The sequence below is a fragment of the Aeromonas sp. R7-2 genome (genome assembly GCF_040908105.1).
GTDB lineage: Bacteria > Pseudomonadota > Gammaproteobacteria > Enterobacterales > Aeromonadaceae > Aeromonas > Aeromonas caviae.
Genome location: NZ_JBFODC010000036.1, coordinates 162,496 through 188,270, shown reverse-complemented (window position 1 = coordinate 188,270; position 25,775 = coordinate 162,496). Strand labels below are relative to the sequence as shown.

Sequence of the window (25,775 nt, the reverse complement as noted above, 5' to 3'; positions counted from 1 at the left end):
GGGTGGACAAGGGATGGCAGACGATAACGAACTGACGCTGAAGGATCCGGCGGCAGGCAAGAAAAAGAAGCTGATCATGATAGTCGCCCTGGCCGTCGTGCTCCTTGGCGGGGGCGGCGCCGGCGCCTGGTTCATGCTCGCCGGTGGGGATGAGCCCGCCGCCGAAAAGAGCGAGGCCAAGCCGGAGGCGAACACGCCCCAGCCCTCGCTCTATGTGGGCATGCCCCGTCCCTTCGTGTTCAACGTGGCGGGAGGCCAGCGGGATCGACTGGTGCAGATCAAGATCCAGCTGATGGTGCGCGGCACCGCCGACGAAACCCTGGCCAAACAGAACATTCCCCTGATCGAAGGCACCTTGCTGCGGGTCTTCAGCTCGGCGACCGCCGAACAGCTGATGACCTTCGAGGGCAAGGAGAAGCTGCGTCAGGATTCGCTGGAAGAGTGCCGCCGGGTGCTGAACGACCTGGTCTCTTCTCCCGTAATCGAACAAGTGCTGTTTACCGGCTTTGTCATGCAATGAAAGGTGAAGCGTGAGCGATCTGTTAAGTCAGGACGAGATTGATGCCCTGCTGCACGGCGTCGACGATGTCGAGGAGGAGGAGCTGGGAGCTGCCGGGGATCCCGGTATCGCCCAGTTCGACTTCTCCTCCCAGGACCGCATCGTCCGCGGCCGCATGCCGACCCTGGAGCTGGTGAACGAACGGTTTGCCCGCCACATGCGCATCAGCCTGTTCAACATGATGCGACGCACCGCCGAGGTCTCCATCAACGGCGTGCAGATGCTCAAGTTTGGCGAATATGTCCACACCCTGTTCGTGCCCACCAGCCTGAACATGGTGCGTTTCCGCCCCCTCAAGGGGACGGCGCTCATCACCATGGAGGCGCGGCTCGTCTTCATCCTGGTGGAGAACTTCTTTGGCGGTGATGGCCGCTACCACGCCAAGATCGAGGGGCGGGAATTCACCCCCACCGAGCGGCGCATCATCCAGATGCTGCTCAAGCTGGTGTTCGAGGACTACAAAGATGCCTGGGCGCCGGTGATGGACGTGGGCTTTGAATACCTCGACTCCGAAGTGAACCCGGCCATGGCGAACATCGTCAGCCCCACCGAGGTGATCGTGGTGAGCTCCTTCCACATCGAGCTGGACGGCGGCGGCGGTGACTTCCACGTGGCCATGCCCTACTCCATGCTGGAACCCATCCGCGAACTGCTGGATGCGGGGGTGCAGAGCGACAAGGGGGATACCGACGTGCGCTGGAGCAAGGCCCTGCGCGACGAGATCATGGACGTCAAGGTGGAGCTCAAGGCCAAGCTGCTGGAGACCGAGCTCTCCTTGCGTGAGCTGATGGAGCTCAGACCCGGGGACATCATCCCGGTGGAGATGCCGGAGAACCTGCTGGTCTTTGTGGAGGATCTGCCCACCTTCCACGCCAAGATGGGGCGCACCAAGGAGAACGTGGCGCTCAAGATCACCGACAAAATCAAGCGCCCTGACGGGGTCAAGACAGAGATGCATCTGGTGACCCGCGGGGGCGTGCGCATTGATGGCGAAGCCGAGCTGGAAGAGCTCGAACGAAGCATCTCTGACAAACACCCTGATTGATCCTCCCCCCGGGGAGGTGTTGCAACACTGAGGAATTGAAGATGAGCGGAACCGATGACGAGCAGGATTTGATGGCTGACGCCTGGGCGGCCGCACTGGAGGAGCAGGTCACGGCCGAAGCCAAGCCTGCCCCCCTGGAGGAGTTGAAGGACGAAGCCCCCATCAGTGCCGAAGAGCGGCGCAAGCTGGACACCATTCTGGACATCCCGGTGACCATCGCCATGGAAGTGGGCCGCAGCCAGATCAGCATTCGCAACCTGCTGCAACTGAACCAGGGCTCGGTGGTGGAGCTGGATCGGGTGGCGGGTGAACCCCTGGACGTGCTGGTCAACGGCACCCTGATCGCCCACGGCGAGGTGGTGGTGGTGAACGACAAGTTCGGTATCCGTCTCACCGACGTCATCAGCCAGATTGAAAGGATCAAGAAGCTCAAATGATCCGTGTGCTCCCGTTGTGGCTGTTTTCCCTGCCAGCCCTGGCCAACCCGGGGGTAGGGGCGAATCCCCCCAGCCTCACCTCCTGGCTGCTCTCCAGCCTGATGGTGATCGGCCTCATCCTGGTGCTCGGCTTCCTGCTCAAGAAGAGCAAGCTTTCCCAGGTGATGGGAGGGGGCCAGATGAAGGTCATCGCCACCCTGCCCCTTGGCTACAAGGAGAAGCTGATGGTGGTCAAGGTGGGCGGCCAGCAGCTGCTGGTCGGGGTGACGCCGCAGCAGGTCAACTTCCTCTATCGCCTGGAGGAGCCGCTGGACGAGAGCCAGCCTCAGGCGTTCTCCGAGCAACTGGGCAAACTGATGGGCAAGCATGAAAAACGTTAACTGGACCCGGTGGCTGGCACTGCTCTCCCTGGTGCTCTCGCCCCTGGCGATGGCCCAGGACGGCATGTCGGCACTCACCGTCAAGACCATGGCGGATGGCAGTCAGGAGTACAGCCTGACCCTGCAGGTGCTGGCGCTGATGACCGCGCTCTCCTTCCTGCCGGCCATGGTGATCATGATGACCTCCTTCACCCGGATCATCGTGGTGCTCGGCATCCTGCGCCAGGCCATCGGTCTGCAGCAGAGCCCCTCCAACCAGGTGCTGATCGGCATCGCCCTCTTCATGTCGTTTTTCATCATGTCGCCGGTGCTGGATCGCATCAACAACGAGGCGCTGCAGCCCTATCTGGCCGAGACCATCGGGGCCAAGGAGGCCCTGGAGAAGGCGGAGCTGCCCATTCACCAGTTCATGCTGGCCCAGACCCGGGTCAAGGATCTCAATACTTTCATGGAGATAGCGAACGTGCAGGTGGCCGAGCCTGCGGACGTGCCGCTGCGGGTGCTGATCCCGGCCTTTGTCACCAGCGAGCTCAAGACCGCCTTCCAGATAGGCTTCATGTTGTTTCTGCCCTTCCTGGTCATCGATCTGGTGGTCGCCAGTATCCTGATGGCCATGGGGATGATGATGCTCTCCCCCATGCTGGTCTCCCTGCCGTTCAAGCTGATGCTGTTCGTCATGGTGGATGGCTGGAACCTCATTCTGGGCTCCCTGGCCACCAGCTTCGGGCTGGGCTCGGGTGGTTAGGGGAGGGCAGACCCTCCCCCCGGCTCTCCCCTTCACTCGGGGAGGGCGCGAGGCCTCTCTTCCTCTCGAAGGAGGAGGCCAGGAGGATGCGGCCCTGGGCAAACCCATCAAAAGGAGCGAGCAATGAGTCCTGAAACCTTCGTCGACGTCTTTCGCGAGGCGCTTTGGCTGGTGACCATCATGGTGTGCGCCGTGATCCTGCCGAGCCTGATGGTGGGGTTGGTGGTCGCCATCTTCCAGGCCGCCACCTCCATCAACGAACAGACCTTGAGCTTCCTGCCCCGTCTGGTGGTCACCCTGCTGGCCCTGGGAGCGGGTGCTCACTGGGGATTGCAGAGTCTGATGGACTTCTTCCAGCTGATGGTGAGCCAGATCCCCGAGGTGGTGGGCTGATGCCAGCCAAGGGCCACCCTTTCGCTCTGGCCGAGGCAGACCGGGGCCTGCGTCCTCCCGTTGGCTTGCCCCTGCCGGGAGTGCCGCTGTCATGACCTACACCACGGCGCTCATCATGGAGTGGCTCTCCTCCATCCTCTGGCCCCTGGCCCGGGTGAGCAGTCTCCTGATGGTGATGGCGGTCTTTGGCAGTCGGCTCGCCCCCGCCCATATCCGTATCGGCCTGGCGCTGGCGATCACCCTCATCATCGCCCCCCTGCTGCCCCCCATGCCGAAGATCGAGCTCTTCTCCCTCGGCAGCTTCCTGGTGCTGGGGCAGCAACTGCTCATCGGCATCGCGCTCGGCCTCATGACCCAGTTCCTGCTGGAGACCTTCGTGATGGCGGGTCAGGTCATCGCCATGCAGACCAGCCTGGGCTTTGCCACCCTGGTGGATCCCATGAACGGCCAGTCGGCTCCCGTGGTGGGCCAGTTCTACCTGATGCTGGCGACCCTGGTGTTTCTCGCGGTGGACGGCCACCTGCTGATGCTGCGCATGGTGGTGCTGAGTTTCGAAACCCTGCCGGTATCTGACAGCGGGCTCACCCTGCCTGCCATCCGCAGCCTGGTGAGCTTTCTCGGGGTCATGTATCAGGCTTCTCTGGTGATGGCGCTTTCGGCCATCATCGCCCTGCTGCTGATCAACTTCGCGTTCGGGGTGATGACCCGTGCGGCCCCCCAGCTCAACATCTTCAGCATCGGCTTTGCGGTCAGCATGATGTCGGGCCTGTTCATCCTCTGGCTCACCATAGGTGGCTTCATGGGGCACTTCGACGCGCTCTGGGAGCGGGTGCAGGAGACCAGCTGCGAGCTCATCAACGTCCAGTGCTTCGGGGGCCAGCATGACTGAGGCCCTCCGGGTTGCGGCCCTTTTGCCGCCAGTCTGGCGGGCCGCCAGCCGGCTGATGCCGGCAGGAGGCCAGCATGGCTGATACCGATCAGGAACGCACAGAACAACCCACGGGCAAACGACTGCAACAGGCCCGGGAAAAAGGGCAGATTGCACGTTCCAAGGAGTTGGGTACCGCCAGCGTCCTGCTGGCGACCGTGTTCGGCCTCCTGATGATCAAGGAGAGTCTGGCAGGGGCCATGATCAAGGTGCTCACCATGGGCTTTACCCTGGACCGGGATCAGGCGTTCGACCCCAATGCCATGGGGGCCATGGTGCCCGCCCTGCTGGGGGAGCTGATCCAGCCTCTGGGGCTGCTGTTCATGCTGGTGATCATCGCCGCCTTCGTCGGCAACACCCTGCTCGGCGGGATGAACTTCTCCTCCGAGGCCATGCTGCCCAAGTGGAGCAAGCTGAGCCCCCTGAGCGGCATCAAAAGGATGTTCGGGGTGCAATCCCTGGTGGAACTTGTCAAATCCATCGCGAAAGTGGTGTTTATCAGTCTGTTCGCCTGGTGGATGCTATCAAGCCAGTTCAACCATCTGCTGAATCTCTCTCTCGAGGGCTTTCCCGGCGGCATCGTCGATGCCCTGGACCTTCTGCTCTGGATGCTGATCATCCTCTGCTGCGCCCTGATCCCCATTGTCGCCATCGACGTGCCGTTCCAGAGTTGGAACCACAATCGCCAGCTCAAGATGACCAAGCAGGAGATCAAGGACGAGTTCAAGGACAGCGAAGGCAAGCCCGAGGTCAAGGGGCGGATACGCCAGTTGCAGATGCAGATGGCCATGCGCCGCATGATGGGGGATGTCCCCAAGGCCGATGTGATCATCACCAACCCGACCCACTACTCGGTGGCGCTCAAATACGATGCGGGCAAGCCGGGGGCAGCGCCCAAGGTACTGGCCAAGGGGGTCGACGAGGTGGCGATGAAGATCCGGGAGATCGGGCGCGAATACGACATCCCCGTCATGTCCTCCCCGCCGCTCACCCGGGCCCTTTACCACGCCACCGAGATTGGCCAGGAGATCCCGGAGGGGCTCTTCGCCGCCGTCGCCCAGGTGCTGGCCTATGTCTATCAGCTCAAGAAGTTCCGCCGTGGCCGCGGCCGGCGCCCGACCCCCATCGCCACGGATCTGCCCATTCCACCCGAGTTTCGCAAATAACGCAGTGGAGGCAGCCTGATCCCGGGTGCTCTCCCTTGTGCCCCCCCGCGTTTCGCAAATAAAGCGGTAGGATGGCCCCACCATCCGATCTCTCCCTTGTGTCGCAAACAAGGCCGCAATCTCCCTGTCGAGGCGCGTCGCCTCGCCCCATGGCCTGGGCTGGCCTTTGGCCTGCTTGGTGAAGGCAGCTTCCCTCTGTCACCATTCCCCGTGACGCCAACGACGGACTTCTGACAGCGTTAAAATAAAAGCCATATAAATCAATACATTGAATCCTTGGCTTGATATTTGCTTTAATCCGCTATTGGCAGTTTATCATTGAGATGCACGATGGGATTCAAAGCGGGACTGGGCCGTTTCAAAGAGTACAAGTGGCTGCTCAGCAGAGGGGTAGGGACGCCGCTGCTGGTATTGGCCTCTCTGGGGATGGTGGTACTCCCCATTCCGCCCCTGATGCTGGACATTCTGTTCTCCTTCAACATCGCCCTCTCCATCGTGGTGCTGCTGGTGGCGGTCTATACCCGTCGGCCGCTGGAGTTTGCCGCCTTCCCCACAGTCCTGCTGATAGCGACCCTGCTGCGGCTCGCCCTCAACGTCGCCTCCACCCGGGTGGTGTTGCTGGAAGGCCACAACGGCAGCGCGGCGGCAGGCCATGTGATCGAGGCGTTCGGCAACGTGGTGATCGGCGGCAACTATGCCGTGGGCATCATCGTCTTCATGATCCTGGTGATCATCAACTTCGTGGTGGTCACCAAGGGTGCGGGCCGGATCTCCGAGGTGAGCGCCCGCTTCACCCTTGACGCCATGCCCGGCAAGCAGATGGCCATCGATGCGGACCTGAACGCCGGTCTCATCAACCAGGAAGAGGCCAAGAAGCGCCGTCAGGACGTGACTCAGGAAGCGGACTTCTACGGCTCCATGGACGGTGCCTCCAAATTCGTGAAGGGGGATGCCATCGCCGGCATCATGATCCTCTTCATCAACATCATCGGCGGCTTCATCATCGGCATGATGCAGCACCAGCTCACCTTCGGCGAAGCGGCCCAGGTCTATACCCTGCTCGCCATCGGTGACGGTCTGGTCGCCCAGATCCCCTCGCTCCTGCTCTCCATTGCCGCGGCCATCATCGTTACCCGTCAGAATACCGACCAGGACATGGGGACAGCGGTACTCGGCCAACTGTTCGAAAATCCCAAGGCGCTGGTGATCTCCGCCGGCATCCTGCTGATGATGGGCAGCGTACCCGGCATGCCGCACCTGGCTTTCCTGAGCCTGGGGGCGGTGGCGGCGGCGGGCGCCTGGTGGCTGCTGCGCCGCGAGAAGCAGAACAAGGCGAAGGCGGCGAGCGGCGAACTCATGCCGGCCCAGGGGGATGCCCCGGTGGAGCAGAAGGATCTCAGCTGGGACGACGTCATGCCGGTGGACATCATCGGCCTGGAGGTGGGTTATCAGCTGATACCTCTGGTGGACAAGAATCAGGGGGGCGAGCTGCTCAACCGGATCAAGGGGGTGCGCAAGAAGCTCTCCCAGGAGCTGGGCTTTCTGGTGCCTGCCGTCCACATTCGCGACAACCTGGATCTTGCCCCCAACCAGTACCGCATCACCCTGATGGGCGTGAGCACGGGGGAAGCCACCGTCTATCACGACAAGGAGATGGCCATCAACCCGGGGCAGGTGTTCGGCCAGATCCACGGTATCGCCACCCAGGACCCGGCGTTCGGGCTGGAGGCGGTCTGGGTCGCCAAGGAGCAGGTCTCCCAGGCCCAGACCCTTGGCTACACCGTGGTCGATGCGGCCACCGTGGTGGCTACCCACCTGAGCCAGATCCTCTCCAACCATGCGGCGCTGCTGCTGGGTCATGACGAGGTGCAACAACTGCTCGACATGATAGGGAAGCATCAGAGCAAGCTGGTGGAAGGACTGGTTCCCGAGGTGATCAGCATGGGCAACCTGGTGAAGGTATTGCAGAATTTGCTCAATGAAGGCGTGCCAATTCGCGATATGCGCACTATCCTGCAGACCCTCGTGGAATATGCGCCCCGCAGCCCGGACCCGGAAGTGCTGACCGCAGCCTGCCGGATCGCCCTGCGCAGATTGATTGTGCAGGAGATTGCCGGCCCCGAGCCCGAGCTGCCGGTGATCACCTTGTCACCAGAACTGGAACGTATATTGCATCAATCCCTGCAAGCAGGTGGGGGAGATGGCGCCGGTATCGAACCGGGACTGGCGGAGCGGATGCAACGCTCCCTGGTGGAAGCCACTCAACGACAAGAACTGGAAGGCCAGCCGGCCGTGCTTCTGACATCGGGGATATTGCGCAATACCCTGGCGAAATTTGTCAAGAATGCCATTCCTGGATTACGCGTGCTGTCCTATCAGGAAGTGCCTGACGACAAGCAGATCCGCATCGTCAGTGCGGTGGGACAGGGCTAGTTAGCGGAGATGACGGGTGAAGATTAAGCGGTTTTTTGCCAAAGACATGCGCACGGCGCTGGCCGAGGTCAAGGAGACTCTCGGACCCGATGCCGTCATCATGTCCAACAAAAAGGTCACCGGTGGGGTGGAGATAGTCGCGGCCGTCGATTATCAATCCCAGGTACCGGGGCCCAAAGACGCGCCGGTTCGCCGTCAGTTGAATGAAGAGAGCGTCAATATCTCGTCTGCGGGCAAACAGATGACGAGGTCGGCGCCACCCAAGGAACAGAACGAATACTACGCCGATACCCTGGCGGCCCTGCTGGCACGCCAGCAGAAGCTCAATCCGGCCAACCCGGCGGGTGGCAATGGCGCCCCGGGATCATGGTCTGGCAGCGGAGCGGGCAACGGTCAGCCAGCCTCGGCCTCCTGGCCCGCCAATGGCGCTGCCGGCACCCAGTCCGCCGGACTGGCGGGCGCGGCCAGTGCTCCCAGAACCCTGGCCGAACAGGGCCAGTGGGGCGCCGCTCCCGAGCCCGCCAAGCCCAAGGCCCGTCCTGCCGCCGCCCCGCGCCAGGCCCAGTCCGCCCAGCGGGATCAGGAGATGGAGGGGATGCGCAAGGAGATGGCCAGCATCCGCAAGCTGCTGGAGCACCAGATCTCCGGCCTGATGTGGCAGGAGGTGGAGCGCCGCGAACCCATGCGCGCCCTGCTCATCAAAGAACTCAAGAAGATGGGGTTCGACGATGCCTTCGCCGATCAACTGGCGGGCCTCATCCCTGAAGACATGCCGATCCATCAGGCCATGGCCCAGCTGGCCGAGGTGCTGACGGCCCAGCTCAAGATCAGCGAGGACGAGATCCTGCGTCAGGGGGGGGCGGTGGCCCTGCTCGGACCGACCGGGGTGGGCAAGACTACCACCATCGCCAAGCTGGCGGCCCGCTTTGCCATGAAGTATGGCGCCGAGCAGGTGGCGCTCATTACCACGGACAACTACCGGATCGGGGCCCACGAACAGCTGCAGACCTATGGTCGCATCATGGGTTGCCCGGTGCGTCAGGTGCGGGACGCCGAAGAGCTGGCCAGTGCCCTCTATCAGTTCCGCCATCGCCGGCTGGTGCTCATCGACACCGCCGGGGTGGGTCAGCGGGATATCCGCCTGACCGAACAGCTCGACACCCTGGTGAAGAATGCCAAGGTGCGCATCCGCAGTTATCTGGTCATGTCGGCCACCTCCCAGCGACGGGTGATGCAGGAGGCGGTGGATCACTTCCGGCGCATTCCGCTCTCTGGCTGCATTCTGACCAAGCTCGACGAGAGCCTGAATCTGGGTGAAGTGATCAACGTGTGCATTCAAAACGCCCTGCCCATCAGTTACATCACCGACGGGCAACGGGTGCCGGAAGATATTCAAGTTGCCAACGCGGCGCTGCTGGTCGGTGCCGCCATGGGGTCGCTGGAACGGGAAGCAGAAGATCCCTATTTCTGGGGATCGGGTTTTGGCGAATCCGAAGATTCGGAGTTTTATGAGTAACATGTATATGGATCAGGCGAGTGGTCTGCGCAAAATGCGTCAAAACAATCGAGTGAAAGTGATCGCCGTGTCCGGAGGCAAGGGGGGCGTCGGCAAGACCAACGTGACCCTGAACGTGGCGGGAGCCATGGCCGCCCAGGGCAAGCGGGTGTTGGTGCTGGACGCCGACCTTGGTCTGGCCAACGTCGACGTCATGCTGGGGCTGAGGGTGCATCGCAACCTCTCCCATGTGCTGGCCGGGGAGTGCACCATAGACGACATCATCGTCGAGGGGCCCTACGGCATGATGATAGTGCCGGCCACCTCGGGCACTCAGTCCATGGTCGAGCTCTCCCCGGTACAACATGCCGAGCTCATCCGCGCCTTCAGCGAGATGAAGACCCAGGTGGACGTGTTGCTGGTGGACACGGCGGCGGGGATTTCCGACATGGTGCTGAGTTTCACCCGTGCCGCCCAGGACATCATGGTGGTGGTGTGCGATGAACCCACCTCCATCACGGATGCCTACGCGCTCATCAAGATCCTCTCCAAGGATCACGGTGTGTTCCGCTTCAAGGTGGTGGCCAACATGGTCCGCTCCCTGCGCGAGGGGCAGGAGTTGTTCGCCAAGCTGACCCGGGTCACCGACCGCTTCCTGGATACCTCCCTGGAACTGGTGGCCTGCGTGCCTTACGACACCAACCTGCGGGCCGCGGTGCGCAAGCAGAAACTGATAGTTGAAGCGTTTCCAAAATCCCCTGCCGCCCTGGCATTTCGTGCCCTGGCGAACAAGGCGGCGAGCTGGCCCATCCCGAATCAGCCGGGCGGCCACCTCGAATTTTTCCTGGAAAACTTGTTGCAAAAGCCGGTCATAACACAGGAAGACTCCCGTGAATAAAGCCCAAGCATACTTGCGTCATCAGGATTCCTACGTGCTGGTTGAGCGACACGCTCCGCTGGTCAAGCGGATTGCCCAGCATTTATTGGCTCGCCTGCCAAGCAGTGTCTTGCTGGATGACCTGATCCAGGCAGGTATGATTGGGCTGCTCGAAGCTTCCCGCAACTTTGACGGCAGCAAGGGCGCCAGCTTTGAAACCTATGCCGGCATCCGCATCCGTGGTGCCATGCTCGACGAGATCCGCCGTGGGGACTGGGTGCCCCGTTCGGTGCACCGCAACAGCCGTGCCATCGCAGAAGCGATCGAGAACGTGGAGCAGGCCCATGGCCGGGATGCCAGAGACACCGAGGTGGCCGCCAATATGGGGGTGTCCCTCGGGGAGTACCATGCCATGCTGCAGGATGTTTCCTGCGGCAAGATCATCGGCATCGAGGATCTGGGCGTCAGCGAAGATGTCATCGGTCATCCCGATGACGGCAACGGTCAGGGAGGATTCGACGATCTGGCGGCCGAGCGCTTCCAGGGGGCCCTGGCGGAGCACATCGCCCGCCTGCCGGAGCGGGAGGCGCTGGTGCTGTCCCTTTATTACGATGAAGAGCTGAATCTGCGCGAGATCGGTGAAGTATTGAGTGTGAGTGAGTCTCGGGTGAGCCAGATTCATAGTCAGGCCATGCACAGGCTGCGCGCCCGTTTGCGAGATTGGAATTTATAAGTGGTTGTACTGGCTACACTGGAGCACAACTCTAAGGCATAATCCGCACCATAAAACCTGCGATCTGCATCATGTAAGTGAGCCGTCTTGGCGGCTATTTAGGAGGAACTTTGGACAAGAACATGAAAATCCTCATCGTCGATGACTTTTCAACGATGCGCCGGATTATCAAGAACTTGCTGCGTGACCTGGGATACAACAATACCCATGAAGCAGACGATGGCAACACGGCGTTGCCGATGCTGAAAAATGGCGACTTCCAGTTCGTGGTCACCGACTGGAACATGCCCGGCATGCAGGGCATCGACCTGCTCAAGGCGATTCGCCTCGACGACAAGCTCAAGCACCTGCCGGTTCTGATGGTCACTGCCGAAGCCAAACGCGAGCAGATCATCGAAGCCGCCCAGGCCGGGGTCAATGGCTATATCGTCAAGCCGTTCACCGCTGCCACCCTCAAAGAGAAGCTCGACAAAATCTTTGAACGTATCGGCTAAGGAGCGGCAGGGATGAAGGCCAAAACGAGTGCCATGATCTCGCTTGACCAGGCAAGGATGCTGGTTGCCCACCTGGAGCGGGAAGAGTTTGAACAGGCCGATACCATCCTCGCCGATGTGTGCGCCCCCAATGCGGCGGCCCTGTTTGACAAGGTGGGGCAGCTGACCCGCCAATTGCACAACTCATTGCAGGATTTTCGCCTGGATCCCAGGATCCCCGACCTGGCCACCCATGAGATCCCGGATGCCCGGGAGCGTCTGAGCTATGTCATCGACATGACGGACAAGGCGGCCAATCGCACCATGGATGCGGTCGAGGCAAGCCTTCCCATCGCCGATCGACTCAACGACAACATTCAGCTGGTCATGCCCAACTGGAATGCCCTGATGAGCCGGGATCTCGAGCTGGGTCAATTCAAGGCGCTGTGCCATCAACTGAATGATTTTATTAAGGCTTCTGAGACGGATGCCGATAAGTTACGACAACTGCTGACGGAAATTCTGATGGCTCAGGATTTCCAGGACCTGACCGGTCAGATGATCCGCAAGGTGATCAAACTGGTGCAGGAAGTTGAAACGAAGTTGATAGAGATGCTGACCATGTTCGGTGAGGGCGTTAGCGACAATTCGGCACGTAGCCTGCCAGCGAGCGGCATCGAGGCGGAAGGCCCCATCATGAACCCGCAGACCCGCTCAGATGTGGTCAATGGTCAAGATGATGTGGACGATCTGCTGTCTAGCCTGGGATTCTAATGGAGTGACGCATGGCCTTCGAAGTTGATGAAGACATACTGCAAGACTTTTTGGTCGAAGCATCAGAAATATTGGAACAGTTGTCTGAACAACTGGTCGACTTGGAAAAGCGGCCCGATGACAAGAACCTGTTGAACGCCATCTTCCGCGGCTTCCACACCGTCAAGGGGGGAGCGGGCTTCCTCTCCCTCACCGAACTGGTGGATGTCTGTCACGGTGCCGAGAACCTGTTCGACATGCTGCGCAACGGCAAGCGGACCCTCAGTGCCGAGCTGATGGATGTCATCTTGCAGGCGCTGGATGCCATCAACGTCATGTTTGCCCAGGTCCAGAACCGCGAAGAGATAAGCCCCGCTTCTCCCGATCTGCTGCACGATCTGCACGAGCTGTGCAAGCCGGAAGGGCAGGAGCAGCTGCGTACCGCCAGCGTGGCGGCCCAGCCAGCACCCGAGCCTGAGCCCGAACCCGTACCAGAACCCGAGGTCATCGCCGAGGTGGCGCCTGTCGCCGTCAATGGCGGTGGCTCCATCGACGAGATCTCCGCCGACGAATTTGAACGCCTGCTCGATGAGCTGCACGGTGTCGGCAAAGCGCCGACGGTCTCTGCCGCCCCCGTGCTGAGCGGTTCAGGTGACATCACAGACGACGAATTCGAGGCTCTGCTCGACCAGCTCCATGGTCAGGGCCAGCACGGTGGTGCCCCCGATCTGGCCCCCCTGCAGTCGGTCCAGAAAGAGGTGGACGAGCTCATCGACGACGATGAGTTCGAGCGCCTGCTGGATGAACTGCACGGCCGTGGCCAGGCGCCCCAGCACAGTCTGGCACCTGCTCCTGCGCCCGAACCCAAGGCCCCGGCACCCGCTGCCCCCGCAGCCCCGGTGACGCCGCCCAAGGCGCCAGTGGCCGCCAAACCTGCGCCGGCAGAGCCCACAGCGCCAGCCAGGGCCGCCCCTGCCAAGCAGGCCGCTCCCGCCGAGAGCAGTGCGGTACAGAGCGATACCACGGTGCGGGTGGATACCAAGACCCTGGACGTCATCATGAACATGGTGGGCGAACTGGTGCTGGTGAGAAACCGCCTGGTGAGCCTCGGCATCGCCAGCAATGACGAAGAGATGTCCAAGGCTGTCGCGAACCTCGACGTCGTGACCGCCGATCTGCAGGGCGCGGTCATGAAGACCCGCATGCAGCCTATCAAGAAAGTATTCGGCCGCTTCCCGCGCGTGGTGCGCGATCTGGCTCGTACCCTCAAGAAGGAGATCGAGCTGGTGATGGTGGGTGAGGACACGGATCTGGACAAGAACCTGGTGGAGGCCCTGGCCGACCCCCTGGTTCACCTGGTGCGCAACTCCTGCGACCATGGCGTCGAGATGCCGGACGTGCGCGAGAAAGCGGGCAAACCCCGTCAGGGTACCATCACCCTGAGCGCCTCCCAGCAAGGGGACCACATTCTGCTCTGCATCGAGGATGACGGCGCAGGGATGGACCCGGAGAAGCTCAAGTCCATCGCCATCAGCCGTGGCGTGCTCGATGCTGACAGCGCGGCGCGCATGAGCGACAACGATGCCTACAACCTGATCTTCGCCCCCGGCTTCTCCACCAAGTCGGAGATCTCCGACATCTCAGGCCGTGGAGTGGGCATGGACGTGGTGAAGACCAGCATCGTCAGCCTCAATGGCTCGGTGCACATCGATTCCACCTGGGGCAAGGGCACCCGTCTCGAGATCAAGGTTCCCCTGACCCTGGCCATTCTGCCGACCCTGATGGTGGAGGTGGGTCAGCAGACCTTCGCCCTGCCCCTCGGTTGCGTGAATGAAATTTTCCACCTGGATCTGAAAAAGGCCAACGTGGTGGATGGCCAGCTCACCATCATCGTCCGTGACAAGGCGATTCCGCTGTTCTACCTGCACAAGTGGCTGGTACGCGGTGCCGGCAAGACGGCCCGCCAGGACCAGGGCCACGTGGTCATCGTCCAGATAGGGACCCAGCAGGTCGGCTTCGTGGTAGACAACCTCATCGGTCAGGAAGAGGTGGTGATAAAGCCCCTGGACAACCTGCTGCAAGGTACCCCCGGCATGGCCGGCGCCACGATTACCAGCGACGGCGGCATCGCCCTCATTCTGGATGTGCCCAGCCTGCTCAAGGCCTATGCCCGTCGCCACTGAGCGCCAGGCTCAAGGAGTTAAAAGAATAACAATGGCAGTCAAGGTATTAGTGGTCGACGATTCGAGTTTCTTCCGCCGTCGGGTCAGCGAAATCATCAATCAGGATCCCCTGATGACGGTGATCGACACGGCCCAGAACGGGCGGGAGGCGGTAGACAAGGCGCAGCAGTTGCGGCCCGACGTCATTACCATGGACATTGAAATGCCGGTGCTCGACGGCATCAGCGCCGTGCGCGAGATCATGGCCAAGTGTCCGACCCCCATCCTGATGTTCTCCTCCCTGACCCACGAGGGAGCCAAGGCAACACTGGATGCGCTGGATGCGGGCGCCCTCGATTTTCTGCCCAAGAAGTTTGAAGACATCGCCCGGGACAAGGACGAAGCCGTCAACCTGCTGCAGCAGCGGGTCAAGGAGATCGCTCGCAAACGCTTCCTGATGGCGACCCGGCCCCGTGCCCCCGAGCCTGCCGTCCGGCCCGCCGTCACGGGGACCCTGAATCGTCCCTTGGCCGAACGCCAGCCCGAGCCTGCGCGGGCAGCGGCGGCTCCCGCCGCGTTCAAGCGCAGTGGCAAGAGTTACCAGCTGGTTGCCATCGGTACCTCCACCGGCGGGCCGGTGGCACTGCAGAACGTGCTGACCAAGCTGCCGGGGGATTTCCCTCATCCCATTCTGCTGATCCAGCACATGCCAGCCACCTTCACCGCTGCCTTTGCCGCCCGCCTCAACGGGCTGTGCCAGATAGGGGTCAAGGAGGCGCAGGACGGCGACGTGCTCAAGCCGGGTCAGGCCTATCTTGCCCCCGGTGGCAAGCAGATGTTGCTGGAAGGGCGCGGGCCCGGTGCCCGTCTTCGCATCATCGATGGCAATGACAAGGTCAACTACAAACCCTGCGTGGACATCACCTTCGCCTCCGCTGCCAAGACCTATGGCGACAAGGTGCTGGCCATCGTCCTGACCGGCATGGGTGCGGATGGCCGCGACGGTGCCCGTCTGCTCAAGGAGCAGGGGGCGACCATCTGGGCGCAGGATGAAGCCTCCTGCGTGGTCTATGGCATGCCCCAGGCCGTTGCCAAGGCGGGCATAGCAAGCGAATCCCTGCCGCTGGATCGGGTGGCCCAGCGCATTCTGGTCGAGTTGGGTCGCTGACCATGGGCATGCTCGGCCTGGTGCTGGCGCTGGGGGCCGTCGCCATCGCCCAGTGGTGGCATGGCGGGAGCCTGCTGACCCTGCTGGATGGCCCGGCCTTTGTCATCGTCGTCGGGGGAACCTGGGGGGCGGTGATCTTGCAGACTCCCCGCAGGTACCTGCTCAGTGCCCTGAGGCAGGCAACCTGGATGCTGTTTCCGCCGCAGCTGGATCTTGCGGAGCAGGCCGAGCGCCTGAAGGCGTGGGCCCAGTTCGCCCGCCAGCAAGGCTTGCTGGCGCTGGAAAACCAGGCCGAGGCCGAGCCCGATCCCTTCACCCGCCAGGGGCTTTCCATGATTGTGGATGGCGTCTCCATCGAGGATATCCGCAGCCTGCTGGAGGCGGACATCGACATCGAGCAGGAGCGCAACGAGCACTCGGCCAGGGTGTTCGAGTCCATGGGGGGGTACAGCCCCACCATCGGCATCATCGGGGCCGTGATTGGCCTCATCCAGGCCATGTTTCATCTGGAGGAGCCAGGCACCCTGGGGGCGGGCATTGCCGTGGCCTTCGTCGCCACCATCTACGGGGTGGGCTTTGCCAACTTGCTCTATCTGCCGATTGCGAATCGGCTGCGCGCCTTCCACTACCATTACGGCCTCTATCAGGAGATGACCCTGGAGGGGCTTCTGGCCATCGCCCACGGGGAGAACGGCCCGCAGGTTGAAAGGCGGTTACGGGCTTATCTGAAAGGGGAGTAGCCATGCGCAAGCGCTATCGTTTGCACCTGCAAGGGCGAGAGCATCTCGATCGCTGGCTGGTCTCCTATGCCGATTACATGACGCTCATCTTCGCCCTTTTCGTGGTGCTCTACTCCGTTGCCATCGTCAACAAGGAGGAGTACCGCGCCGTCATCGAGGGCATGACCCAGGCCTTCAACCAGGCGCCGCGCAGCGATGGTCTGCTGGAAGGGCGGGGCAATTCCTTGCTGGACAACCCGGTCTCGGCCGCCCCCAGCCTGCTGGAGAGCCAGGCCTCTGCGTCCCCTTCGCGGGCCCCCATCACGGGTACGCCCGTCTCGCAAGATGGCACGGCTCTTGCGCAGATCGACATGCAGATCCAGGAGTCCATGGGCGCCCTGGTCGATGCGGGGGTGGTGAAGCTTGCGCAGGATGACAACTGGCTGACGGTGGAGCTGAGTTCAGGTCTCCTGTTCAACAGTGGCAGCGCTTTTCTGGGGAGCAATGCCGCACCCGTGCTCGATACGCTTTCAGGTATTCTCAAACCGGTCGATAACTATGTCAGGGTGCGGGGCTACACGGATAACCAACCGATAAACAACGAAATTTTCCGCTCCAACTGGACATTGTCAGCGGCCCGCGCCGAGGCAGTGCTCAATGCCCTGGTGGGCAAGGGGGTGGCTCCCGGTCGGCTCGCCTACGAGGCGTACGGAGAGTTCTCCCCCTTCGTCGACAATGGCACCGAGCAGGGACGATTACAGAATCGCAAGGTGGTGGTCGCCATATCCAGGTTCGCCTGGGTGCCGCCAGCCCCCGTCAAACCGCTGACGGGGGAACCGGTGCAGGACGCACCGCAGAGTGTCGACAGTGAAAAGATCAGGGTGATCGCGCTGCCCGGTGGGGGCATACGCATAACAACAAGGCAGGATTGATACAGTGATTGTTTGGACGGTTGCCAATCAGAAAGGTGGAGTCGGTAAAACCACCACGGTCGTCTCCCTGGCGGGCATTCTGGCCCAGCGTGGCCAGCGGGTACTGCTGATCGACACCGACCCCCACGCCTCCCTGACCTCCTATCTCGATTTCGACTCGGACAGGCTGGAAGGCACCCTGTACGAGTTGTTCCAGGCGGCCAAACCCAGCGCCGAGCTGGTCAACCGGATGACCCTCAAGACCCGATTCGAGAACATCAGCCTGCTGCCTGCCTCGATTACCCTGGCCACGCTGGATCGGGTGATGGGCAACCGGGAAGGGATGGGGCTGGTGCTCAAGCGCGCTCTGCTGCGGGTGCAGGATCAGTTCGACTACGTGCTCATCGACTGTCCGCCGGTGCTGGGGGTCATGATGGTGAACGCGCTGGCGGCCTGCGATCGCATCCTGGTGCCGGTGCAGACCGAATTCCTGGCCCTCAAGGGGCTGGAGCGGATGATGAAGACCTTCGAGATCATGCAGCGCTCCAAGCGGGAGAAGTTCCGCTACACCATCATTCCGACCATGTTTGACAAGCGTACCCGCGCCTCCCTGATGACATTGCAGTCCATCAAGGAGCAGTATGGGGAGGCGGTGTGGAATGCGGTCATTCCCATCGACACCAAATTCAGGGATGCCAGTCTGGTGCACATTCCTCCCTCCATCTATGCACCGGGCAGCCGGGGCACCTATGCCTATGAGACCCTGCTCAACCATCTCGACGCGCTGGAGCGTCAACGGACCCAGGAGGTGATGCCGTGAGAGAGACCACCCAGGTTCGGGCCATGGACGACTATTTCCACTCCCTGCTGCTGGACGATGCCCTGCTGCGGGAAGATCCCGAAGACGAAGCACCGGCCCCAGCGTTGCAACGTCAGACCGTCGCCGTGCCGGAGGTGGCTGCCACCCCCTATCTTGAAGCCGATACCCGACTGGCCCAGCTGAGCGAGCTGCTTGCCCAGGTGGGACAGGTCCAGTTCGAGATGGATGCCCTGAGCCACGAAGAGGTGCATGTCGAGCCATTCCAGCTCGAGGCGGAGGTAGTTGACAGTGAGCCTCTGGTCGCCCTGGCAGAGCCGGTGGTGGAAGCCGTGGCGGAGGAGGTCGAGCCCGTCGCCCTCGCGGTGGCGGAACCTGCGCCCGCCCTCGAAGCGGCGCCCGCACCGTCGACCTGGGAGAACCTGGATACCGGCAACGAGTTTCAGGCGCTCTTCTTCGATGTGGCCGGGGTGACGTTTGCGGTGCCTCTGACCGAGTTGGGGGGCATCCATCAACTGGGGGAGGTGACCTCTCTCTTCGGCCAACCGGGCTGGTACAAGGGGATCATGACCTCCCGCGAGCAGAAGATGAACGTGGTGGACACGGCCCAGTGGGTCATGCCGGGCCAGCATCTGGAGATGGACGATTACAAATATCTGATTATGCTGGGAGAATCACCCTGGGGATTGGCCTGTCACCAGTTGAAGGGCACAGAACTGCTGCACCGGGACCAGGTGAAGTGGCGCCATCAGGAGGGCAAGCGCCCCTGGCTGGCCGGCATGGTCAAGGAGAAGATGTGTGCCCTGCTGCACGTCAGGGAGCTCTTGCTGCTGCTTGGCCGGGGCGTGAACATCGAAGGCCGCTGACAACATCGGCATCGCCATGGTTTTATTGCTAATTTTACCCGTTGACGGGTTCATACAAGGATCAAGAAGATGACAGAGAAGCGCAATATTGCACAGAATCTGGCCGAAGACGAAGTGCTGCAGTGGGTGACCTTCCAGTTGGAAAACGAGACCTATGGCATCAACGTGATGCAGGTTCAGGAAGTGTTGCGCTACACCGAGATCGCTCCGGTCCCGGGTGCACCTGACTACGTGCTGGGCATCATCAACCTGCGTGGCAACGTGGTGACCGTCATCGATACCCGCTCCCGTTTCGGCCTGCCGGCCGGGGACGTGAGCGAGAACTCCCGCATCGTCATCATCGAGGCGGAGAAGCAGGTGATCGGCATCATGGTGGACAGCGTGGCCGAGGTGGTCTATCTGCGCTCCTCCGAGATCGATGCCGCCCCGGCGGTGGGCACCGAGGAGAGCGCCAAGTTCATCCAGGGCGTCAGCAACCGTGACGGCCAACTGCTGATCCTGGTGGATCTCAACAAGCTGCTCTCCGACGAAGAGTGGGAAGACATTGGTTCCCTGTAACAGGGACGGGAACGTGCGGACGGGGGCGATGGCACCTGTCCGCCTCCCTGTGACGGTAAGGTGATGGTTTGATGATTGAATTTGCAGCCTTGGGGTTGTCCTTGCTCGCACTGGTGCTGGCCCTTTACGGGATCCTGGGGCACCGTCGTCGCCAGCGAGAGTCCGAGGCCAGGGTGGAAGCGCTGCAGGGGCAGCTCGAGAGTCTGCGCAAGCAGATGATGGAGTTGCACACGGGCGCCATCGGCATGGGTCAGCGTCTGCAAGCCGCAGAAGGGGCCATGCAGAAGATCCACGACAGCCAGCAGGAGCTGACGTTGCAGGATCCGGAGCGCCGCCTCTACAGCCGCGCCGCCAAGATGGTGGAGCTTGGTGCCGATCTGGACGAGGTGATGAGCGAGTGCGAATTGCCCCAGGCGGAAGCGGAGCTGCTTATTTCCCTGCGAAAAGGACGCAGCTGACGGATGTGTCGCGGGGAGGCCGGTGCCTCCCCGCTTTCTGTTCGACCCGTGGCCACCTCTTTTTCGATGCCGGGACGGTGATAATCCTTTGGCATCAATCTCTTTGGTGGGGGCGCGATCTTCCCCACAAATCCTGTTGATTATTGGCATCTTTGAAAAGACGCCTCCGGATCCTGTGTTAAGATGCAGGCCGCCTCATTTTCAACGATTACATCCCCATGCTGCTTCAAGCGAACAATCTGAGCTGCGTGCGTGAAGATCGCACCCTGTTTGAACATCTCTCCTTCGCGGTGCGTGCCGGGGATTTGATGCAGATTGAGGGTCCCAACGGGGTGGGCAAGACCAGCCTGTTGCGCCTGCTCACCGGCCTCTCCCAGCCCTTTGCTGGCGAGGTGTGCTGGAATGGGGAGAATATCCGCCATTGCCGGGATGAATACCACGCCAGCCTGCTTTACCTGGGCCATCAGCCCGGCGTCAAGGCGACCCTGACCCCCCTTGAGCATCTCTCCTTCTACCAGAAGCTTCATGGCCCTGCCGGGGACGGCATGGATCTCTGGCGGGTGCTGGCCCAGGTCGGCCTCGCCGGTTTCGAAGACTATCCCGCGGGGCAGCTCTCCGCCGGGCAGCAGCGACGGGTGGCGCTGGCCAGGCTGTGGCTGAGCGAGCGACCGGCGCTCTGGATCCTGGACGAGCCCTTCACCGCCATCGACAAGCAGGGGGTCAGGGTGCTGGAGCAGTTGTTCCTCGCCCACGCGGACAGGGGGGGCATGGTGGTCCTTACGACCCACCAGGATCTGACCCTGATGCAGGGACGGCTCAAGACCCTCTCTCTGACCTCGCTGTTGCAGGAGTAGCCCATGCTGCGCGCCGTCATACACCTTATTCACCGCGAGTTGCTGATGGCCCTGCGCCAGCGCGCCGACATCTTCAACCCGCTCTGGTTCTTCCTCATCGTCATCACCCTGTTTCCGTTAGGGATCGGGCCCGAGCCCCAGTTGCTGGCCCGCATCGCTCCCGGCATTATCTGGGTGGCGGCCCTGCTGGCAGCCATGCTCTCCCTGGAGCGGCTGTTTCGTGACGACTTCAGTGACGGCGCCCTTGAGCAGATGATGCTGATGCCCCATCCCTTGGGGTTGCTGGCCCTGGCCAAAGTGATCGCTCACTGGTTGCTGACCGGTCTGCCGCTGTTGCTGGTCTCCCCCTTGCTCGCCATCCTGCTCTCCCTGGAGCTGAAGACCTATCTGGCCGTGGTGGCCACCCTGGCGCTCGGTACACCGGTGCTGAGCCTGCTCGGGGCGGTCGGAGTAGCGCTGACCGCAGGGCTGCGCAAGGGGGGCGTGCTGCTCAGCCTGCTGCTGCTGCCGCTCTATATTCCGGTGCTTATCTTCGCCACGTCCGCCATCGACGCGGCCAGCATGGGACTGCCCTATGCCGGTCAGCTCGCCATCCTGGGGGCCATGCTGGTGGGGGCATTGACCCTGACGCCCCTGGCCATCTCGGCGGCGCTGCGGGTGAGTGTCAACTGATTGATTTGGCGAAAAGATTTTCGTTTGAAGCCTTGTTAGGGGCGAGATAGTTGAGATAGATCAAGGGGATGGCTGCTTATTGCTTTCGGGGGATATGATGTTTTTCCCCCATGGGTATGGTAGCCCTCGCCACTTAAAAATTAATAACTGAAAGGTTTCGTGAGCTATGTGGAAATGGTTGCACCCTTATGCCAAACCCGAGCGCGCCTATGGGCTGGCCGGCACCCTGCTGCCCTGGTTTGCCGTGACAAGCCTGCTTGCCTTCATCATCGGCACCGTCTGGGGGCTGGCTTTTGCACCCGCCGATTACCAGCAGGGCGACTCTTTCAGGATCATCTATATCCATGTGCCCTCCGCCATCCTCTCCATGGGCGCCTACTCCACCATGGCGGTGGCCGCCTTCATTGGCCTGGTGTGGCAACTGCGCATGGCAGACATGACGGTGGCGGCCATCGCCCCGGTGGGGGCCGTCTTCACCTTCATTGCCCTCTTTACCGGCGCCGCCTGGGGCAAACCCATGTGGGGCACCTGGTGGGTGTGGGATGCCCGGCTCACCTCCGAGCTCATCCTGCTGTTCCTCTATCTGGGTGTCATCGCCCTCTACAACGCCTTCAGCGACAAGGTGGTGGCGGGGCGCGCCGCCGGCATCCTGGCGCTGGTCGGGGTGATCAACCTGCCCATCATCCACTACTCGGTGGAGTGGTGGAACACCCTGCACCAGGGGGCCACCATCACCAAGTTTGACAAACCCTCCATCTCCCCCGAGATGCTGTGGCCGCTGCTCATCATGATCCTGGCGTTCGCCGCGTTTCTCGGTGCCCTGACCCTGATGCGTTTTCGCAATGAGCTGCTGATGCGGGAGTGGCACCGCCCCTGGGTCGCCGACATCGCCAGGCAGGAGAAGTAAGCATGCACTTTGCCTCGTTCAGTGATTTCATGGCCATGGGAGGCTATGCCTTCTACGTCTGGCTCTCCTTCGGTCTGACCCTGCTCTGCCTGGTCGGCATCGTCATTTCCACCCGGTTGAAGACCCGCAGCCTGCTTGGCGAACTGCGCAACAAGCAGGCTCGGGAGGCACGCCGCAAGGCGGCCCAGCAGATGGAGAACACCCTATGAACCCGCGCCGCAAGAAACGCCTCACCATCATCCTGGCCATCAGCCTGGGCCTTGCCAGCGTGACTGGCCTGGTGCTCTATGCCCTGAGCCAGAACATCGACCTCTTCTACACCCCGAGCGAGCTGGTGGAAGGGAAGGGGCCGGAGAAGATCAAGCCCGAGGAGGGGCAGCGCCTGCGCATCGGTGGCCTGGTGGTGCCGGGGTCTGTGGTGCGGGATCCCCAGAGCCTCAAGGTAGCCTTCAAGCTGGTGGACAACGGCGGCCATCTGGTGACGGTGGAGTTTGACGGCATCCTGCCGGATCTCTTCCGGGAAGGGCAGGGGATCGTCGCCCAGGGCACCCTCAAGGATGCCACCACGGTCGCCGCCTTCGAGGTGCTGGCCAAGCACGACGAGAACTACATGCCGCCGGAAGTGGCCGATGCCACCAACGGCATGCACTTCAAGCCCGAATACACAGAGGCGCAGTTGCAGGGAGCCAAGCAATGATGCCGGTATGCGCCAAGAATTCACTTCTTTATACCGCCAAATCGGCAGGTTTCTCCGTGCAATCGAGAGGGAATAGTCAATGATCCCGGAATTAGGGCAGTTCTCACTGATCCTGGCCTTCGCCACCGCCCTGCTGCTGGGCAGTTACCCGCTGATCGGGGCCCATCTCGGTCGTCTTGGCATGATGTCGGCGGCCCGCCCGCTCGCCTACAGCCAGTTCCTGCTGCTGCTGCTGTCGTTTCTCTGCCTCACCTGGGCCTTTATCGACAACGACTTCACCGTGCAGTACGTGGCCACCAACTCCAACAGCCTGCTGCCCCTGCAATACCGCATCTCGGCGGTGTGGGGAGCCCATGAAGGCTCGCTGCTGCTCTGGGTGCTGACCCTGGGAGGCTGGACGGCGGCGGTAGCCCTCTTCAGCCGCCGCCTGCCGCTCGATGCAGTAGCGCGGGTACTCGGGGTGCTCGGCCTTATCTCGGTGGGCTTCACCGCCTTCGTGCTGTTCACCTCGGATCCTTTCACCCGCACCCTGCCGTATTTCCCGGTGGACGGGCGGGATCTCAATCCGCTGCTGCAGGATCCCGGTCTCATCTTCCACCCCCCCATGCTCTACATGGGCTACGTGGGCTTCTCGGTGGCCTTCGCCTTCGCCATCGCCTCCCTGATGACGGGGCGTCTGGACGCCACCTGGGCGCGCTGGTCCCGTCCCTGGACCATGGCGGCCTGGGTCTTCCTGACGCTGGGCATCGTGCTCGGTTCCTGGTGGGCCTATTACGAACTCGGCTGGGGCGGCTGGTGGTTCTGGGACCCGGTGGAAAACGCCTCCTTCATGCCCTGGCTGGCGGGCACGGCCCTGCTCCACTCCCTCGCGGTGAGCGAGAAGCGCGCCACCTTCAAGGCCTGGACCGTGCTGCTGGCGCTCTCGGCCTTCTCCCTGAGCCTGCTAGGCACCTTCCTGGTGCGTTCCGGCGTGCTGGTGTCGGTCCATGCGTTTGCCTCGGACCCGACCCGGGGTCTGTTCATCCTGGGCTTCCTGCTGGCGGTGATAGGCAGCTCCCTGCTGCTGTTCGCCTTCAAGGGCTCCCAGGTGAAGAGCCACGGCAAGCATGAGCTGTGGAGCCGCGAGACCCTGCTCCTTGGCAACAACATCCTGCTGGTGGCGGGCCTGCTCACCGTGCTGCTCGGCACCCTGTTGCCCCTGGTGCACAAGGAGCTGGGGCTTGGCAGCATCTCCATCGGCACCCCCTTCTTCAACCACATCTACAGCTGGCTCATCATCCCCTTCGCCCTGCTGCTGGGGGTGGGCCCCCTGTTCCGCTGGCGCCGCCAGGATCTCGGTGAGCTCAAGGGCAAGGTGATGCTCGCCCTGGTGCTGAGCCTGGCCGCGGCTCTGCTGTTGCCCAAACTCTTTGCCGAGGCGTTCAAACCCTGGGCTGCGCTCGGTATCGGGCTTGGCGTCTGGATCATCGTCACCAGCGTGCAGGAGACCTGGGCGCGGGCCACCCACAAACACGGTTTTGCCACCGGCGTGCGCAAGCTTGGCAACAGCCACTGGGCCATGATCCTGGGGCACGTGGGGCTCGCGGTCAGCATCATCGGCATCGCCTGCACCCAGAACTACAGCATCGAGAAGGACCTGCGGATGCAGGCCGGCGATCGCGTCCAGTTCGCCGATTACGAGTTCGTCTTCACCGGCATCAAGGAGAAGAACGGCCCCAACTACGACGGTTTCAAGGGTGTGCTGGAAGTGCACCGGGATGGCAAGCAGGTTGCCCTGCTCAAGCCCGAGAAGCGGATGTACACCGTGAGCCGCATGCCGATGACCGAGGCGGCCATCGATGCGGGGGTTACCCGGGATCTCTATGCGGCGCTCGGCGAGCAGCTCGACAACGGCGCCTGGGCGGTACGGATCTACTACAAGCCCTTCGTGCGCTGGATCTGGTTTGGCGGCGTCTTCATGGCTCTCGGCGGCGTGCTGGCCATGCTGGACAAGCGCTACCGCTTCGGACGTCGTGACGAGGAGGCCAAGGCATGAACAAAAAGACCTGGTTGTTTTTAATCCCCTTTATTTTGTTTTTATTAATGCTTGGGTTTCTTCTTAAGGGACTTGGCTCCGATCCCACCAAGCTCGAATCCGTGATGGTGGACAAGGAGGTGCCCGTGTTCACCCTGCAGGACATCTATGACCTGGGCAAGCAGCACGACAGGAGCATCCTCAAGGGGCGCCCCATGTTGCTCAACGTCTGGGCCACCTGGTGCCCGACCTGTTACGGGGAACACACCTACCTCAAGGAGCTGGCGGGGCAGGGGATCTACATCGTCGGCATGAACTACAAGGACGAGCGTGACAAGGCCATCAAGTGGCTGGCGGAGCTTGGCAATCCCTACCAGGTCAACCTCTACGATCCGGACGGCATGCTGGGGCTGGATCTCGGTGTCTATGGCGCGCCCGAGACCTTCTTCATCGACAGCCAGGGCATCATCCGCTATCGCCACGTGGGGGACATCAACCCAGACGTCTGGGCCAGTACCCTCAAACCCATCTTCGATGCCATGAAGTGAGGCCTCC

The 25,775-nt window shown here is 62.0% G+C and carries 29 protein-coding genes; all 29 read left to right on the top strand.

The window, feature by feature from the left end; translation table 11 throughout:
- Window positions 1-13: 13 nt before the first annotated feature.
- On the top strand, window positions 14-520 hold the full coding sequence (gene fliL / locus AB5Y47_RS16230) for a flagellar basal body-associated protein FliL (protein ID WP_010673922.1): 507 nt from the start codon (window positions 14-16) through the stop codon (window positions 518-520).
- Window positions 521-530: 10 nt separating this feature from the next.
- Window positions 531-1,604 carry a flagellar motor switch protein FliM gene (gene fliM / locus AB5Y47_RS16225; RefSeq protein ID WP_010673923.1) on the top strand — a complete coding sequence of 358 codons (1,074 nt, stop codon included), beginning with the start codon at window positions 531-533 and terminating at the stop codon, window positions 1,602-1,604.
- A gap of 41 nt (window positions 1,605-1,645) precedes the next feature.
- Entirely contained in the window at window positions 1,646-2,041 is a 396-nt protein-coding gene (gene fliN / locus AB5Y47_RS16220; protein WP_010673924.1) for a flagellar motor switch protein FliN, read from the top strand.
- Window positions 2,038-2,421, top strand: coding sequence for a flagellar biosynthetic protein FliO (fliO, locus tag AB5Y47_RS16215; protein WP_010673925.1), 384 nt, complete (start codon window positions 2,038-2,040; stop codon window positions 2,419-2,421). The genes fliN and fliO overlap by 4 nt, the downstream gene beginning before the upstream one ends.
- On the top strand, window positions 2,408-3,166 hold the full coding sequence (gene fliP / locus AB5Y47_RS16210) for a flagellar type III secretion system pore protein FliP (RefSeq protein WP_010673926.1): 759 nt from the start codon (window positions 2,408-2,410) through the stop codon (window positions 3,164-3,166). Before fliO ends, fliP begins: the two co-directional genes overlap by 14 nt.
- 123 nt (window positions 3,167-3,289) lie before the next feature.
- Window positions 3,290-3,559 (top strand): flagellar biosynthesis protein FliQ, encoded by a 270-nt coding sequence (fliQ, locus tag AB5Y47_RS16205; protein WP_010673927.1) that lies wholly within the window; start codon window positions 3,290-3,292, stop codon window positions 3,557-3,559.
- Window positions 3,560-3,650: 91 nt separating this feature from the next.
- On the top strand, window positions 3,651-4,448 hold the full coding sequence (gene fliR, locus AB5Y47_RS16200) for a flagellar biosynthetic protein FliR (protein ID WP_010673928.1): 798 nt from the start codon (window positions 3,651-3,653) through the stop codon (window positions 4,446-4,448).
- 74 nt (window positions 4,449-4,522) lie between these two features.
- Entirely contained in the window at window positions 4,523-5,653 is a 1,131-nt protein-coding gene (flhB, locus tag AB5Y47_RS16195; RefSeq protein ID WP_010673929.1) for a flagellar biosynthesis protein FlhB, read from the top strand.
- A 330-nt stretch (window positions 5,654-5,983) separates the two neighbouring features.
- Entirely contained in the window at window positions 5,984-8,086 is a 2,103-nt protein-coding gene (flhA, locus tag AB5Y47_RS16190; RefSeq protein WP_010673930.1) for a flagellar biosynthesis protein FlhA, read from the top strand.
- A gap of 16 nt (window positions 8,087-8,102) precedes the next feature.
- On the top strand, window positions 8,103-9,602 hold the full coding sequence (flhF, locus tag AB5Y47_RS16185; RefSeq protein WP_045525209.1) for a flagellar biosynthesis protein FlhF: 1,500 nt from the start codon (window positions 8,103-8,105) through the stop codon (window positions 9,600-9,602).
- Window position 9,603: 1 nt separating this feature from the next.
- On the top strand, window positions 9,604-10,479 hold the full coding sequence (locus tag AB5Y47_RS16180; protein WP_041212631.1) for a MinD/ParA family protein: 876 nt from the start codon (window positions 9,604-9,606) through the stop codon (window positions 10,477-10,479).
- Window positions 10,472-11,191 carry an RNA polymerase sigma factor FliA gene (locus AB5Y47_RS16175; protein ID WP_041212632.1) on the top strand — a complete coding sequence of 240 codons (720 nt, stop codon included), beginning with the start codon at window positions 10,472-10,474 and terminating at the stop codon, window positions 11,189-11,191. The genes AB5Y47_RS16180 and AB5Y47_RS16175 overlap by 8 nt, the downstream gene beginning before the upstream one ends.
- A gap of 110 nt (window positions 11,192-11,301) precedes the next feature.
- Entirely contained in the window at window positions 11,302-11,685 is a 384-nt protein-coding gene (cheY, locus tag AB5Y47_RS16170) for a chemotaxis response regulator CheY (protein ID WP_010673934.1), read from the top strand.
- Window positions 11,686-11,697: 12 nt separating this feature from the next.
- Window positions 11,698-12,438, top strand: a complete 741-nt coding sequence (locus AB5Y47_RS16165; RefSeq protein WP_010673935.1) for a protein phosphatase CheZ — start codon at window positions 11,698-11,700, stop codon at window positions 12,436-12,438.
- Between the two features lie 11 nt (window positions 12,439-12,449).
- Window positions 12,450-14,600 carry a chemotaxis protein CheA gene (locus AB5Y47_RS16160; protein ID WP_368220386.1) on the top strand — a complete coding sequence of 717 codons (2,151 nt, stop codon included), beginning with the start codon at window positions 12,450-12,452 and terminating at the stop codon, window positions 14,598-14,600.
- A gap of 31 nt (window positions 14,601-14,631) precedes the next feature.
- On the top strand, window positions 14,632-15,747 hold the full coding sequence (locus AB5Y47_RS16155; RefSeq protein WP_041215583.1) for a chemotaxis response regulator protein-glutamate methylesterase: 1,116 nt from the start codon (window positions 14,632-14,634) through the stop codon (window positions 15,745-15,747).
- A 2-nt stretch (window positions 15,748-15,749) separates the two neighbouring features.
- Entirely contained in the window at window positions 15,750-16,487 is a 738-nt protein-coding gene (locus AB5Y47_RS16150) for a flagellar motor protein (protein WP_042016381.1), read from the top strand.
- Between the two features lie 2 nt (window positions 16,488-16,489).
- Window positions 16,490-17,398 (top strand): OmpA family protein, encoded by a 909-nt coding sequence (locus tag AB5Y47_RS16145; protein ID WP_368220385.1) that lies wholly within the window; start codon window positions 16,490-16,492, stop codon window positions 17,396-17,398.
- Between the two features lie 4 nt (window positions 17,399-17,402).
- The gene (locus AB5Y47_RS16140) at window positions 17,403-18,197 is read left to right on the top strand and encodes a ParA family protein (protein WP_010673940.1); all 795 of its coding nucleotides are present in this window, start codon (window positions 17,403-17,405) and stop codon (window positions 18,195-18,197) included.
- Window positions 18,194-19,060 (top strand): chemotaxis protein CheW, encoded by an 867-nt coding sequence (locus AB5Y47_RS16135; protein WP_134996663.1) that lies wholly within the window; start codon window positions 18,194-18,196, stop codon window positions 19,058-19,060. The genes AB5Y47_RS16140 and AB5Y47_RS16135 overlap by 4 nt, the downstream gene beginning before the upstream one ends.
- A 69-nt stretch (window positions 19,061-19,129) precedes the next feature.
- On the top strand, window positions 19,130-19,618 hold the full coding sequence (locus tag AB5Y47_RS16130; protein WP_010673942.1) for a chemotaxis protein CheW: 489 nt from the start codon (window positions 19,130-19,132) through the stop codon (window positions 19,616-19,618).
- A gap of 71 nt (window positions 19,619-19,689) precedes the next feature.
- The gene (locus AB5Y47_RS16125) at window positions 19,690-20,076 is read left to right on the top strand and encodes a DUF2802 domain-containing protein (protein ID WP_010673943.1); all 387 of its coding nucleotides are present in this window, start codon (window positions 19,690-19,692) and stop codon (window positions 20,074-20,076) included.
- 218 nt (window positions 20,077-20,294) lie between these two features.
- Window positions 20,295-20,930 carry a cytochrome c biogenesis heme-transporting ATPase CcmA gene (ccmA, locus tag AB5Y47_RS16120; protein WP_323913343.1) on the top strand — a complete coding sequence of 212 codons (636 nt, stop codon included), beginning with the start codon at window positions 20,295-20,297 and terminating at the stop codon, window positions 20,928-20,930.
- A 3-nt stretch (window positions 20,931-20,933) separates the two neighbouring features.
- Window positions 20,934-21,602, top strand: coding sequence for a heme exporter protein CcmB (gene ccmB, locus AB5Y47_RS16115; RefSeq protein WP_010673945.1), 669 nt, complete (start codon window positions 20,934-20,936; stop codon window positions 21,600-21,602).
- Window positions 21,603-21,768: 166 nt separating this feature from the next.
- Window positions 21,769-22,509 (top strand): heme ABC transporter permease, encoded by a 741-nt coding sequence (locus tag AB5Y47_RS16110; protein ID WP_010673946.1) that lies wholly within the window; start codon window positions 21,769-21,771, stop codon window positions 22,507-22,509.
- Window positions 22,510-22,511: 2 nt separating this feature from the next.
- On the top strand, window positions 22,512-22,718 hold the full coding sequence (ccmD, locus tag AB5Y47_RS16105; RefSeq protein WP_039039901.1) for a heme exporter protein CcmD: 207 nt from the start codon (window positions 22,512-22,514) through the stop codon (window positions 22,716-22,718).
- Window positions 22,715-23,206: a cytochrome c maturation protein CcmE gene (gene ccmE / locus AB5Y47_RS16100; RefSeq protein WP_010673948.1), complete on the top strand. Its 492-nt coding sequence runs from the start codon at window positions 22,715-22,717 to the stop codon at window positions 23,204-23,206. Before ccmD ends, ccmE begins: the two co-directional genes overlap by 4 nt.
- 79 nt (window positions 23,207-23,285) lie before the next feature.
- A complete protein-coding gene (locus AB5Y47_RS16095; protein ID WP_041212639.1) occupies window positions 23,286-25,241 on the top strand; it encodes a heme lyase CcmF/NrfE family subunit in 1,956 nt (651 codons plus the stop codon).
- Window positions 25,238-25,768: a DsbE family thiol:disulfide interchange protein gene (locus tag AB5Y47_RS16090; RefSeq protein ID WP_102948480.1), complete on the top strand. Its 531-nt coding sequence runs from the start codon at window positions 25,238-25,240 to the stop codon at window positions 25,766-25,768. The genes AB5Y47_RS16095 and AB5Y47_RS16090 overlap by 4 nt, the downstream gene beginning before the upstream one ends.
- Window positions 25,769-25,775: the final 7 nt, after the last annotated feature.